The organism is Micrococcus sp. 093350064-1, from assembly GCF_053627955.1.
Genome location: NZ_JBSEYU010000002.1, coordinates 252,460 through 265,204 on the forward strand (window position 1 = coordinate 252,460; position 12,745 = coordinate 265,204).

Consider the following 12,745-nt stretch of genomic DNA (forward strand, 5'->3'; position numbering starts at 1 on the left):
CTCATGGCCAAGATCAAGAAGGACGACCTCGTCCAGGTCATCAGTGGCAAGGACAAGGGCAAGCAGGGCAAGGTCCTGCGCGTGTTCCCGGCGGATGAGCGCGTGCTCGTCGAGGGCGTGAACCGCGTGACCAAGCACCTGCGCGCCGGCCAGGACAACAACGGTTCCACCGAGGGCGGCCTGCAGGTCGTCGAGGCCCCGATCCACATCTCGAACGTGGCCGTGGTGGACCCGGAGACCAAGAAGCCGACCCGTGTGGGCTACCGCTTCGAGACCGTCGAGAAGGACGGCGTGAGCAAGACCGTGAAGGTCCGCTTCGCCAAGGCCTCGGGGAAGGAGCTGTGATGACCGAGGTGCAGCAGACCGAGAAGGTCACCCCGCGTCTGAAGACCAAGTACCGCGACGAGATCCGCGGCGCCCTGCAGGAGCAGTTCCAGTACGGGAACGTCATGCAGGTGCCGGGTCTCGTGAAGGTCGTCGTCAACATGGGCGTCGGGGAGGCCGCCAAGGACTCCAAGATCATCGACGGCGCGGTCGCCGACCTCACCGCCATCACCGGCCAGAAGCCGATGATCACCAAGGCCCGCAAGTCCATCGCGCAGTTCAAGCTGCGTGAGGGCATGCCCATCGGCACGCACGCCACGCTCCGTGGCGACCGCATGTGGGAGTTCCTGGACCGCCTGGTCACGCTCGCGCTGCCGCGCATCCGTGACTTCCGCGGCCTGTCCGACCGCCAGTTCGACGGCAACGGCAACTACACCTTCGGCCTGTCCGAGCAGACCGTGTTCCACGAGATCGATCAGGACAAGATCGACCGCGTGCGCGGCATGGACATCACCGTGGTGACGACCGCCAAGAACGACGACGAGGGCCGCGCGCTGCTCAAGGCGCTGGGCTTCCCGTTCAAGACCGACCAGTAAGACCTCCACGCCACAGGTCCTCCACCGGTGAACCGGTGGCGGAAACCACGGCGAGAAAGGGCGTGAAGCCCACATGACCATGACCGATCCCGTCGCAGACATGCTGACCCGTCTGCGCAACGCAAACTCGGCCTACCACGACACCGTGTCCATGCCGTCCTCGAAGCTGAAGACTCGCGTCGCCGAGATCCTCAAGGCCGAGGGCTACATCCAGGACTGGCGCGAGGAGGAGGCCGAGGTCGGCAAGAAGCTGACCATCGACCTGAAGTTCGGCCCGCAGCGTGAGCGTGCGATCGCCGGCCTGCGCCGCATCTCCAAGCCGGGCCTGCGCGTGTACGCGAAGTCCACGAACCTGCCCCACGTGCTGGGCGGCCTCGGCATCGCCATCCTGTCCACCTCCTCTGGTCTCCTCACGAACCAGCAGGCCGCCAAGAAGGGCGTGGGCGGAGAAGTCCTCGCCTACGTCTGGTGACGGGCAAGACGGAAGAAAGGCTGAACTGACATGTCTCGAATCGGACGTCTCCCGATCACCATCCCCGCCGGCGTCGATGTGACCATCGACGGCGACCGCGTCTCCGTGAAGGGCCCCAAGGGCCAGCTCGAGCACTCGCTGCCCACGCCCATCACGGCCACCCTCGAGGAGGGGCAGGTCACCGTGGCCCGCCCCGACGACGAGCGTGAGTCCCGCTCCCTGCACGGTCTGACCCGCACCCTCATCAGCAACATGGTCGAGGGCGTGACCAACGGCTTCTCCAAGCAGCTCGAGGTCGTCGGCACCGGCTACCGCGTGCAGGCCAAGGGCCAGGACCTCGAGTTCGCCCTGGGCTACTCCCACCCCGTCCCGGTGAAGGCGCCCCAGGGCATCACCTTCACGGTGGAGGGCAACAAGGTCACCGTCGCCGGTATCGACAAGCAGCAGGTCGGCGAGACCGCCGCCAACATCCGCAAGCTGCGCCGCCCCGACCCGTACAAGGGCAAGGGCGTGCGCTACGCGGGCGAGCAGATCCGCCGCAAGGCCGGAAAGGCAGGTAAGTGATGTCTACTCTGAAGGTGAAGGGCAAGGGCAAGTTCAACGCCCGCACCCGCCGCCACCTCCGGGTGCGCAAGCGGATCTCCGGCACCACCGTCCGTCCCCGCCTCGTCGTCAACCGCTCTGCACGGCACATGTTCGTGCAGGTCGTGGACGACACGCAGAGCCGCACGCTCGCGTACGCCTCCACCATGGAGGCCGACGTGCGTGCGCTCGAGGGCGACAAGACGGCCAAGGCCAAGCGCGTGGGCGAGCTCGTCGCCGAGCGTGCCAAGGCGGCCGGCATCGAGGCCGTGGTCTTCGACCGCGGCGGCAACAAGTACCACGGGCGCGTCGCGGCCGTGGCCGACGGTGCGCGAGAGGGTGGGCTGCAGCTGTGACCGAGAACATCAACCAGAAGGACACTCAGGTGACCGAGAGCACCGAGACCACCGTCTCCGAGACCGGGTCGGGCTCGGCGAGCCAGACCACCGAGCGCGCCACCGGTGGCCGCGGCGGTCGCGACGGCGGCCGCGGTGGCCGTGACGGCGATCGTCGTGGCGGCCGTCGCGACGACCGCAACCGTCGTGGCGCCCAGGACGACGAGAAGGACCAGTTCCTCGAGCGCGTCGTGGGCATCAACCGCGTCTCCAAGGTCGTCAAGGGCGGCCGCCGCTTCTCCTTCACCGCCCTCGTGGTGGTGGGTGACGGCGACGGCACCGTCGGCGTCGGCTACGGCAAGGCGAAGGAGGTCCCCGCCGCGATCCAGAAGGCCGTGGAGGAGGCCAAGAAGTCCTTCTTCCGCGTCCCCCGCGTCGGCTCCACCATCCCGCACCTGGTGCAGGGTGAGGACGCCGCCGGCGTCGTGCTGCTCCGCCCGGCCTCCCCGGGTACCGGCGTGATCGCCGGCGGTCCGGTGCGCGCCGTGCTCGAGTGCGCCGGCATCCACGACGTGCTGTCCAAGTCCATGGGCTCCGTGAACGCGATCAACATCGTGCGCGGCACCGTGGACGCACTCAAGAAGCTGGAAGAGCCCCAGGCCGTCGCCGCCCGCCGCGGCAAGGCCCTGGACGAGATCGCCCCCCATGCGATGCTGCGCACCATGGAGAACGATCGCGCCCAGAAGAGCGCGAAGGCAGGTGCGTGAGCCGTGTTTGAGCCCACTCGCAAGAACATCCAGCCCTCGGACGCCACCCTGGTCATCACCCAGACCCGCGGCGTCACGGGCTCCAAGCAGAACCATCGGGACACCCTGCGCTCGCTGGGCCTGAAGCGGATCGGCCACCAGGTCACCCGCAAGGCCGACGCGGTGACGGTCGGCATGGTCAACACCGTGCCGCACCTGGTGTCCGTGGAGGAGGTCAACAATGGCTGACAACGACGCCATCAAGGTCCACGACCTGCGTCCGGCCCCCGGTGCCAAGACCGCCAAGACCCGTGTGGGTCGCGGTGAGGCGTCGAAGGGCAAGACCGCCGGTCGCGGCACCAAGGGCACCAAGGCCCGTTACCAGGTCCGTGCGGGCTTCGAGGGCGGCCAGCTGCCCCTGCAGATGCGTCTGCCGAAGCTCCGCGGCTTCAAGAACCCGTTCCGCACGGAGTACCAGGTCGTGAACCTGGACAAGCTCTCCGCGCACTTCCCCGAGGGCGGTGAGGTCACCGTGGACGCGCTCGTGTCCAAGGGCCTCGTCCGTCGCGGTCAGCCCGTGAAGGTGCTGGGCACGGGGGAGATCACCTCGGCCGTGCAGGTGAAGGCGAACGCCTTCTCCTCGTCCGCCGTGGAGAAGATCCAGGCCGCCGGCGGGTCCACCGAGACCCTCTGACACGCCGACCCATCCACCGAGGGCCCTGGCCCGGAGCAGCCGCTCCGGACCAGGGCCCTCGGTCCGTCCGTGTAGACTCGCACAGCGGCCGCCCCGGTGTGGCCGCCGTCTCGTGCCCCGCCCCGCGGCCGGCGCGCGCCCCACAGGACCACCGCAGGAGGACTCGTGCTCAAGGCCATCGCCCGGATCGTCCGGACGCCTGACCTGTTGCGGAAGATCGCCTTCACGCTCGCGCTCATCGCCGTCTACCGGATGGGCGCCTTCGTACCGGCCCCCGGGGTGGACTACCCGGCGGTGCAGCAGTGTCTCGCGGCGGGCAACGCCCAGGGCGGCCTGTACTCCTTCGTGAACATGTTCTCGGGCGGGGCGCTCCTGCAGGTGTCCGTCTTCGCGCTCGGCATCATGCCCTACATCACGGCGTCGATCATCGTGCAGCTGCTGCGCGTGGTGATCCCGCGCTTCGAGCAGCTCCACCAGGAGGGCCCGCAGGGCCAGGCGACGCTGACGCAGTACACCCGCTACCTGACCCTCGCCCTCGCCCTGCTGCAGGCGACCACGATGGCCTCGCTGGCCCGCACCGGGGCCCTGCTCGGATGCAGCCTGCCGCTGCTGCGCGACGGCTCCATCCTCACGGTGCTGCTCGTGGTCATCGCCCTGACCACCGGCTGTCTCATCGTCATGTGGTTCGGCGAGCGGATCACCGAGAACGGCGTGGGCAACGGCATGTCCCTGCTCATCTTCACCTCCATCGCGGCGGGCTTCCCGGCCGGCCTCGGCCAGGTGGTCCAGACGCAGGGCTGGCGCGTGTTCGCGATCGTCATGGGGATCGGCCTGCTCACCATGCTGGCCATCGTCTTCGTGGAGGAGTCGCAGCGCCGGATCCCGGTCCAGTACGCCAAGCGGCAGATCGGCTCGCGGACCGTGGGCGGGTCGAGCACCTACATCCCGGTCAAGGTGAACATGGCCAACGTCATCCCGGTCATCTTCGCCTCCTCCGTGCTGATGCTCCCGAGCATCCTCATCCAGTTCAACACGCCGCAGGACGGCAGTGCGCCGGCCCCGTGGATCACGTGGCTGAGCCGGTACTTCGGCCCCGGCGACCACCCGGTGTACATGGCCCTGTACTTCCTGCTCATCATCGGCTTCACGTACTTCTACGTGTCCATCACGTTCAACCCGGTGGAGATCTCGGACAACATGAAGCGCTACGGCGGCTTCATCCCCGGCGTCCGCGCCGGCCGGCCCACCGAGCGTTACCTGCAGTACGTCATCAGCCGCATCACGCTCGTGGGCGCCCTCTACCTCGGTATCGTGGCCATGATCCCGCTGATCGCCTTCGCGGTGATCGGCACCAGCCAGAACTTCCCGCTCGGCGGCACGTCCATCCTCATCATGGTGGGCGTCGGCCTCCAGACCGTGAAGCAGGTCAGCGCACAGATGGAGCAGCGCCACTACGAGGGCCTGCTGCGCTGAGCCCCGACCCGATCCCGCAACGCCGTCCGTATCGACAGTGAGGAACACACGATGACCCGCATGCTGCTCATGGGCCCTCCCGGTTCCGGCAAGGGCACCCAGGCCACCCGGATCGCCGACAAGATGGGGATCGTCCCGATCTCCACCGGTGACATCTTCCGCCACAACGTGAAGTCGATGACGCCGCTCGGCGTCGAGGCCAAGAAGTACATCGACAACGGCGACTTCGTCCCCGATGAGGTCACGAACCGCATGGTCGCGGACCGCATCGCCCAGGCCGACGCGGAGCACGGCTTCCTGCTGGACGGCTACCCGCGCACGAAGGGCCAGGTCGAGGCGCTGGACGCCATGCTCGCCGAGTCCGGCCAGTCGCTGTCCGCCGTCGTCGAGCTGGAGGTGCCCGACGAGGAGCTCGTGGAGCGTCTGCTCAAGCGTGCCGAGATCGAGGGCCGCGCGGACGACACCCAGGAGGTCATCGAGCACCGCCTGGACCTGTACCACCGCGAGACCGAGTCCGTCATCCAGGAGTACGTGGAGCGCGGCATCGTCGCCCGCGTGGACGGCACCGGGCAGATCGACGACGTCACCGAGCGCCTGCTGCAGGCCGTGTACTCCGTGCGTGCCGCCACGGGCTCCCTGCCCGTGATCCAGCCGGGCGCGGAGTCCTGACCCCGTGATCGGCCGCCGCTCGCTCGAGCTCAAGACCGCCCCCCAGCTGCAGGCCATGCAGCGCGCGGGGGTGGTCCTGTCCGAGGCGTTGGACGCCACGCTGGCCGCGGCCGCGCCGGGCGTCACCACCGCGGAGCTGGACGCCGTGTTCGCGGGCGTGCTGGCCGAGCGCGGTGCCACGTCCAACTTCCTGGGCTACTACGACTTCCCGGCCTCGATCTGCACCTCGGTCAACGACGAGGTCGTGCACGGCATCCCCGGGGACCGGGTCCTGCAGACCGGCGACGTGCTGAAGGTCGACGGGGGCGCGATCGTGGACGGCTGGCACGCCGACTCGGCCCGCACGGTGATCCTGGGCTCCTCCGCGGCCGGCACCGCGGACCCGGCCGACGAGCGCCTCTCGGCGATCACGCGGGAGGCACTCTGGGTCGGCATCGCGGCCTTCGCCTCCGCCACCCACGTCGGGGACATCGGGGACGCCATCGACGACTTCGTCTCCGCGCAGCCGGGCGAGGAGCTCGGCATCCTCGAGGAGTACGTGGGGCACGGCATCGGCTCGGCCATGCACCTGCCGCCGGACGTGTTCAACTACCGCACCGGCCACCGGGGGCCCAAGATCCGCCCCGGTCTGGCACTCGCCATCGAGCCGATGCTGGTGCGTGGCTCCATCGACACGAAGGTGCTCGCGGACGACTGGACCGTGGTGACCCTCGACGGCGCCCGCGCCAGCCAGTGGGAGCACTCGGTCTGCCGGCACGACGGCGGTGTGTGGGTGCTCACCGCGCCCGACGGCGGCGCCTCCGAGCTCGCCCGGTTCGGCGTGGTCCCGGTCCCGCCGGGGGAGTGAGCGGCCCGAGCTGTCGGCCGTCCGTCCCGCCCGTCCGGCGGACCGGGCGGCCGTCGTCGTCTGTGCTGGTTCTCAGACCGAGAATGCGGTATCATCGAACGTTGTTCGTGTGCGCGCACTCGTGTGCGCCGGCGAGCAGACCCGTTCCCGCCCCGTCACCCGGCCCTCCGCGGCCGTGCCCGGGGCATGACGATTGTGGAGGACATGGCTAAGAAGGAAGGTGTCATCGAGGTCGAGGGCACGGTGTCGGAGGCATTGCCGAACGCGATGTTCCGGGTCCGTCTGCAGAACGAGCACGTCGTGCTCGCCACGATCTCCGGAAAGATGCGTCAGCACTACATCCGCATCCTCCCCGAGGATCGCGTCGTGGTGGAGCTTAGCCCGTACGACCTCAACCGGGGTCGGATCGTGTACCGATACAAGTAAGAACCCCCGTCCAAGCGAGCGCAGGAGGAAGAGCCGTGAAGGTTCAGCCGAGCGTGAAGCGGATTTGTGACAAGTGCCAGGTCGTGCGCCGTAAGGGCCGCGTGCTGGTGATCTGCTCGAACCCGCGCCACAAGCAGCGCCAGGGCTGATCGCCTCCCCGGGAGCCCGGGGAGCGACGCCGTCGCGTTGACCACACCACCCACCGGCCATCGGGCCGAACAGCAGGGACAGCGGTCCACCCCGTGAGGGGAGGGCCCCCACCTCCGGCCGCAGGGGCCGGAGACCGACGACGGCGGACGCCCGCCGCGGAGCACGCCGGATCTTCCCCGGCGCCGCGACGACGGGTCCGCGAGGCCCAGTGCCGCGTCGTGCGGGACGTCTCTGGTGCAGACCCCTGCTGCAGAAGAACAGGAGGACGGCCACATGGCTCGTCTTGCAGGCGTTGACATTCCGCGCGAGAAGCGCGTGATCATCGCACTCACGTACATCTACGGTGTGGGCAAGACCCGCGCTGAGGAGACCCTCGCCGCCACGGGCATCGACCCGAACATCCGCGTGAAGGACCTCTCCGACGAGCAGCTGGTGCAGCTGCGCGACCACATCGAGGGCAGCTACAAGGTGGAGGGCGACCTCCGCCGCGAGGTGGCCGCCGACATCCGTCGCAAGGTGGAGATCGGCTCCTATGAGGGCCTGCGCCACCGCCGCGGCCTGCCGGTGCGCGGCCAGCGCACGAAGACCAACGCCCGTACCCGCAAGGGCCCCAAGAAGACGGTCGCCGGCAAGAAGAAGTGATCCTGCACCGGCGGTGACCGCGTCCACGTCCGGACGCCCCGCCCGCAGCATCAGCACCAGCAGCTTTCCCGGAGGAGAATCACATGCCCCCCAAGACTCGCGCATCGGCTGCCCGCAAGCCGCGTCGCAAGGCCAACAAGAACATCACCGTGGGCCAGGCCCACATCAAGAGCACGTTCAACAACACCATCGTGTCCATCACGGACACCACGGGTGCCGTCATCTCCTGGGCCTCGTCCGGCGAGGTCGGCTTCAAGGGGTCGCGCAAGTCGACCCCGTACGCCGCGCAGATGGCCGCCGAGCAGGCCGCCAAGCGTGCGCAGGAGCACGGCATGAAGAAGGTGGACGTCTTCGTGAAGGGTCCGGGCTCGGGCCGCGAGACCGCCATCCGCTCCCTGCAGGCCGCCGGCCTCGAGGTGGGGTCCATCCAGGACGTCACCCCCATGGCCCACAACGGCGCTCGCCCGGCGAAGCGCCGCCGCGTCTGACCTGAGCGCTGTGTCCGCGTCCGCCCCCGCCCGGGGCGGACGCGGACAGGTCTGCGGACCTGCCCCCACCCCGTCCTCGTTTCCACCCACCGCGTGCGTCATATGGCGGACGCTCGCCGAAAGGAAATGTCCGTGCTCATTGCACAGCGCCCCACGCTGACCGAAGAGGTCGTCTCCGACCGTCGTTCCCGGTTCGTCATCGAGCCCCTGGAGCCCGGCTTCGGCTACACCCTCGGCAACTCCCTGCGCCGCACTCTGCTCTCGTCGATCCCCGGTGCTGCCGTGACCAGCATCCGCGTGGACGGCGTGCTGCACGAGTTCAGCACCGTCAACGGAGTCAAGGAGGATGTCACCGAGATCATCCTCAACATCAAGAAGCTCTCCGTCTCCTCGGAGAACGACGAGCCCGTGGTGGCCTACCTGCGCAAGCAGGGGGCCGGCGTCGTCACCGCCGCGGACATCACCGCGCCGGCCGGCGTCGAGATCCACAACCCGGACCTGCACATCGCGACCCTGAACGCGAAGGGCAAGTTCGACATGGAGCTGACCATCGAGCGCGGTCGCGGCTACGTGACCGCCGCCCAGAACAAGTCCGCGGACGCGGAGATCGGCCGCATCCCGGTCGACTCCATCTACTCCCCGGTCCTCAAGGTGACCTTCAAGGTCGAGGCCACCCGTGTGGAGCAGCGCACCGACTTCGACCGTCTGATCCTGGACGTGGAGACCAAGGAGAACATGCTGCCGCGTGACGCGGTGGCCTCTGCCGGCTCCACCCTGGTCGAGCTGTTCGGCCTGGCCCGCTCGCTCAACGTCGAGGCCGAGGGCATCGACCTGGGTGACGAGCCCGAGGTCGTCGAGGGCTCCGCCGACCTGGCCCAGCCGATCGAGGAGCTCGAGCTCACCGTGCGCTCGTACAACTGCCTCAAGCGCGAGGGCATCCACACCGTGGGCGAGCTCGTGGGCCGTTCCGAGGCCGACCTGATGGACATCCGCAACTTCGGCGCGAAGTCCATCGACGAGGTCAAGGAGAAGCTCCAGGAGCTGGGCCTGTCCTTCAAGGACTCGCCGGCCGGCTACGACCCGCAGGCGCACGCGCGCCAGATGGACGACGACCCGTTCTCGGACTACTGAGCCGATTCCGCACCACCTGACATCTTCGACCCGACGCCGCAGCCGGCTGCAGGGTCCCACCCGAGGAGAAACACCATGCCTACCCCCACCAAGGGTCCGCGTCTGGGCGGCAGCCCGGCCCACGAGCGCATCATGCTGGCGAACATGTCCGCCCAGCTGTTCGAGCACAAGTCGATCACCACGACGCTCACCCGCGCCAAGCGCCTGCGCCCGTACGCCGAGCGCCTGATCACCTTCGCCAAGAAGGGCGATCTGCCGGCCCGCCGCAAGGTGCAGGGTCTCATCGCCGCCAAGAACCGCACCAACAAGGCGGTCGTGCACGAGCTGTTCACCGTGATCGGCCCGGCGATGGCCGAGCGCAACGGCGGCTACACCCGCATCACCAAGATCGGCAACCGCCAGGGCGACAACGCGCCCATGGCCGTGATCGAGCTGATCATGGACCCGATCTCCGGCAAGCAGGCCGTGGTGCGTGAGGCCGAGCAGGCCGCCGCGTCCGCGCCGGCCGCGCCGGCCGAGTCCACCCCGGTGGAGGCCGTCGACCCGGCCGCCACCGAGGAGGTCACCGTGGCCGAGTCGCAGGAGGCCGCCGCCGAGATCGACGGCGCCGTGCCCACCAACGAGGACGGCTCGGCTCCGGCCGAGGCCACCATCAAGGGCAACGCCAGCTCGAAGAAGTACCACGTCCCCGGCTCGCGCTGGTACGACCAGACCACCGCCGAGGTCTGGTTCTCCACCGTCGAGGAGGCCAAGGCCGCGGGCTTCGAGCCCGCCGGTGGCGAGGCCGCCCAGAAGATGGCCTGACGCCATCGCGGGAGTCCGCGTCCGTCCCCGTGACGACGCATCGGCGAAGGGCCGTCCACCACTCGGTGGGCGGCCCTTCGCCGTCCCCGGCCCCGCCCCGCTGAGAGGAGCAGCATGAGCGAGCAGCACCGCCCGGACGCCCCGTCGGCGCCCGGGGAACCCGCGTCCGTGCGAGTCCGCCTGGACCTGGCCTACGACGGCGGCACCTTCCACGGCTGGGCCCGCCAGCCCGGTCTCGACTCGGTCCAGGGTGCGCTGGAGGACGGGCTCGAGCGGATCCTGCGCCGGCCCGTGCGCACGGTGGTCGCCGGACGCACCGACGCGGGGGTGCACGCGCGCGGCCAGGTCGTCCACCTCGACCTGACCGAGGCGGAGTGGGCGGGCCTGACCCGCGGCCGGCCCGGCCTGGAGCCGGCCACCTCCCTCACCCGACGCCTCGGCGGGGTGCTCTCCGGGTGGGGCGGGGCCGTCGTCGTGCACGGGGCGCGGCGGGCCCCCGGGGGCTTCGACGCGCGGTTCAGCGCGCTGTGGCGCGAGTACGAGTACCGGATCGACGACGCACCCGCCGCGCGTGATCCGCGCACGCGGGGCTTCACCCACTGGCACGGCGCCGCCCTGGACGATCGCCTCATGGCGCTGGAGGCCGACGCCGTCCTCGGACTGCACGACTTCCTGTCCTTCTGCCGGCCCCGCGCGGGTGCCACGACCATCCGCGAGGTCCAGCACCTGGAGGTGCGACGCGATGAGGACGGCGTCGTGCGCGTCCGGATCCGGGCCGACGCGTTCTGCCACAACATGGTCCGGGCGATCGTCGGGGCGCTGCTCCAGGTGGGGGAGGGGGCACGCGAGCCCGGTTGGCTCGCGCACCGGGTGGCGAGGCCGGCCCGCGACTCCGAGGTGCGCCTCGCCCCGCCCGGGGGGCTGACGCTGCACGCCGTCGGCTATCCCGACGAGGAGAAGGAGCTGCGCCGGCGCGCCGAGGACACCCGGGCGAAGCGGACCCTGTGAGCCGGGTGGCCCGCGGTGGCGGCTTTTGGCTCCGGGGCCCGCGTTCGGTAGGATGGGTGGACGTTGCGCATGCCCGCACCCGGATGCGTCGTGCCGCGAGTGGCTCAGTTGCATGGCCTTCAGCTCGCGCCGCACCCCCGGGGCATCGGGCCCGGACGCCTTCCAGCCCTCACCTGGGGGACCGGCGCGCACGGAGAACTGACAGCGCGAGCGCGCCGGAATCACGACCCGGCGGGCAGGTGCTGTGGACCACCACCGACCCTGAAGGCAGACAACGTGCGTACGTACTCTCCCAAGCCTGGCGACGCCGACCGTCAGTGGCACATCATCGATGCCACCGACGTCGTCCTCGGCCGCCTGGCCTCCCACACCGCCACCCTCCTGCGCGGCAAGCACAAGCCGACGTTCGCCCCCCACATGGACATGGGCGACTACGTCATCATCGTGAACGCCGAGAAGGTCGCCCTCACCGGCGCCAAGCTCGAGAAGAAGCGCGCCTACCGCCACTCGGGCTACCCGGGCGGCCTGAAGTCGCAGTCCTACGCCGAGCTGCTCGAGACCAACCCGGTCCGCGCCGTGGAGAAGGCCGTCAAGGGCATGCTCCCGAAGAACTCGCTGGCCGCCCAGCAGCTCTCCAAGCTGAAGGTGTACAAGGGCGCCGAGCACCCGCACACCGCCCAGCAGCCCCAGACCTTCGAGATCGGCCAGGTCGCCCAGTGACCCCGGCGGGCCACTGACGCAGACCTTCCCTGAGGAGAACCATGAGCATCAACGAGAACGACGACGTGGAGCTGACGAGCTACACCTCTGAGTCCACCGCCACCGCCGAGGCCCCCGCCGCCTCCGAGCGCCCGGCCCTGACCGTGCCCGGCTCCGCCGTCGGCCGCCGCAAGGAGGCCGTGGCCCGCGTGCGCCTCGTCCCCGGCTCCGGCCAGTGGACCATCAACGGCCGCGCCCTGGAGAACTACTTCCCGAACAAGCTGCACCAGCAGGAGGTCTCCGACCCCTTCACGCTGCTGGAGCTGACCGGCGCCTACGACGTGATCGCCCGCATCCACGGCGGCGGCCCCTCCGGCCAGGCCGGTGCGCTGCGCCTGGGCATCTCCCGCGCCCTCAACGAGATCGACCGCGAGCACAACCGCCCGGCGCTCAAGAAGGCCGGCTTCCTGACCCGCGACGCGCGCGTCATCGAGCGCAAGAAGGCCGGCCTCAAGAAGGCCCGCAAGGCCTCGCAGTTCTCGAAGCGCTGATCCTGCGCCGCACGGTGTCCCCACCGTGCCCCCGCCGACGCCCCGTCCCGCTCCTCACGAGCGGGGCGGGGCGTCCGCGGTCTCCGTGGGCCGGCGGCACCTGACCCA

Annotated in this window: 20 protein-coding genes; all 20 read left to right on the forward strand. The window is 69.8% G+C overall.

The genetic code is table 11. From position 1 onward, the window contains the following. Positions 1-3 precede the first annotated feature (3 nt). The 20 genes from rplX to rpsI all read left to right on the forward strand — a co-directional run bounded on the left by rplX (position 4) and on the right by rpsI (position 12,637). Complete coding sequence (gene rplX / locus ACUW6W_RS03255) at positions 4-345, forward strand: 50S ribosomal protein L24 (protein ID WP_036317770.1); 342 nt, start codon at positions 4-6, stop codon at positions 343-345. Beyond that, complete coding sequence (gene rplE / locus ACUW6W_RS03260) at positions 345-920, forward strand: 50S ribosomal protein L5 (protein WP_036317773.1); 576 nt, start codon at positions 345-347, stop codon at positions 918-920. The genes rplX and rplE overlap by 1 nt, the downstream gene beginning before the upstream one ends. Positions 921-993: 73 nt before the next feature. After that, on the forward strand, positions 994-1,392 hold the full coding sequence (gene rpsH / locus ACUW6W_RS03265) for a 30S ribosomal protein S8 (protein ID WP_002857494.1): 399 nt from the start codon (positions 994-996) through the stop codon (positions 1,390-1,392). Between the two features lie 30 nt (positions 1,393-1,422). Further along, complete coding sequence (gene rplF / locus ACUW6W_RS03270) at positions 1,423-1,956, forward strand: 50S ribosomal protein L6 (RefSeq protein ID WP_036381545.1); 534 nt, start codon at positions 1,423-1,425, stop codon at positions 1,954-1,956. Continuing rightward, a complete protein-coding gene (gene rplR, locus ACUW6W_RS03275; RefSeq protein ID WP_002857498.1) occupies positions 1,956-2,330 on the forward strand; it encodes a 50S ribosomal protein L18 in 375 nt (124 codons plus the stop codon). The genes rplF and rplR overlap by 1 nt, the downstream gene beginning before the upstream one ends. Further along, entirely contained in the window at positions 2,327-3,076 is a 750-nt protein-coding gene (gene rpsE, locus ACUW6W_RS03280) for a 30S ribosomal protein S5 (RefSeq protein ID WP_002857500.1), read from the forward strand. The genes rplR and rpsE overlap by 4 nt, the downstream gene beginning before the upstream one ends. 3 nt (positions 3,077-3,079) lie before the next feature. Further along, complete coding sequence (gene rpmD / locus ACUW6W_RS03285) at positions 3,080-3,304, forward strand: 50S ribosomal protein L30 (RefSeq protein ID WP_002857502.1); 225 nt, start codon at positions 3,080-3,082, stop codon at positions 3,302-3,304. After that, positions 3,297-3,749: a 50S ribosomal protein L15 gene (gene rplO / locus ACUW6W_RS03290; RefSeq protein ID WP_036317776.1), complete on the forward strand. Its 453-nt coding sequence runs from the start codon at positions 3,297-3,299 to the stop codon at positions 3,747-3,749. The genes rpmD and rplO overlap by 8 nt, the downstream gene beginning before the upstream one ends. Before the next feature lie 165 nt (positions 3,750-3,914). Continuing rightward, positions 3,915-5,222: a preprotein translocase subunit SecY gene (gene secY, locus ACUW6W_RS03295; protein WP_036317778.1), complete on the forward strand. Its 1,308-nt coding sequence runs from the start codon at positions 3,915-3,917 to the stop codon at positions 5,220-5,222. A gap of 51 nt (positions 5,223-5,273) precedes the next feature. Then, positions 5,274-5,891: an adenylate kinase gene (locus ACUW6W_RS03300; protein WP_036381548.1), complete on the forward strand. Its 618-nt coding sequence runs from the start codon at positions 5,274-5,276 to the stop codon at positions 5,889-5,891. Between the two features lie 4 nt (positions 5,892-5,895). Further along, on the forward strand, positions 5,896-6,738 hold the full coding sequence (gene map / locus ACUW6W_RS03305) for a type I methionyl aminopeptidase (RefSeq protein WP_036381552.1): 843 nt from the start codon (positions 5,896-5,898) through the stop codon (positions 6,736-6,738). A 204-nt stretch (positions 6,739-6,942) separates the two neighbouring features. Continuing rightward, entirely contained in the window at positions 6,943-7,164 is a 222-nt protein-coding gene (infA, locus tag ACUW6W_RS03310) for a translation initiation factor IF-1 (RefSeq protein ID WP_010080397.1), read from the forward strand. Positions 7,165-7,199: 35 nt separating this feature from the next. Next, complete coding sequence (rpmJ, locus tag ACUW6W_RS03315; protein WP_002857509.1) at positions 7,200-7,313, forward strand: 50S ribosomal protein L36; 114 nt, start codon at positions 7,200-7,202, stop codon at positions 7,311-7,313. A 274-nt stretch (positions 7,314-7,587) separates the two neighbouring features. Next, positions 7,588-7,956 (forward strand): 30S ribosomal protein S13, encoded by a 369-nt coding sequence (gene rpsM / locus ACUW6W_RS03320; RefSeq protein WP_017487821.1) that lies wholly within the window; start codon positions 7,588-7,590, stop codon positions 7,954-7,956. Between the two features lie 83 nt (positions 7,957-8,039). Continuing rightward, positions 8,040-8,444: a 30S ribosomal protein S11 gene (gene rpsK / locus ACUW6W_RS03325; RefSeq protein WP_002857513.1), complete on the forward strand. Its 405-nt coding sequence runs from the start codon at positions 8,040-8,042 to the stop codon at positions 8,442-8,444. Between the two features lie 132 nt (positions 8,445-8,576). Further along, positions 8,577-9,575 (forward strand): DNA-directed RNA polymerase subunit alpha, encoded by a 999-nt coding sequence (locus tag ACUW6W_RS03330; protein WP_041103317.1) that lies wholly within the window; start codon positions 8,577-8,579, stop codon positions 9,573-9,575. Between the two features lie 75 nt (positions 9,576-9,650). After that, a complete protein-coding gene (rplQ, locus tag ACUW6W_RS03335; RefSeq protein WP_041103274.1) occupies positions 9,651-10,379 on the forward strand; it encodes a 50S ribosomal protein L17, sunset domain variant in 729 nt (242 codons plus the stop codon). Between the two features lie 114 nt (positions 10,380-10,493). Then, entirely contained in the window at positions 10,494-11,387 is an 894-nt protein-coding gene (locus tag ACUW6W_RS03340) for a tRNA pseudouridine synthase A (RefSeq protein ID WP_454179799.1), read from the forward strand. A gap of 276 nt (positions 11,388-11,663) precedes the next feature. Continuing rightward, positions 11,664-12,107, forward strand: a complete 444-nt coding sequence (rplM, locus tag ACUW6W_RS03345) for a 50S ribosomal protein L13 (protein ID WP_002857519.1) — start codon at positions 11,664-11,666, stop codon at positions 12,105-12,107. Between the two features lie 41 nt (positions 12,108-12,148). Continuing rightward, positions 12,149-12,637, forward strand: a complete 489-nt coding sequence (gene rpsI, locus ACUW6W_RS03350) for a 30S ribosomal protein S9 (RefSeq protein ID WP_036381561.1) — start codon at positions 12,149-12,151, stop codon at positions 12,635-12,637. The last annotated feature ends 108 nt before the right edge of the window (positions 12,638-12,745 follow it).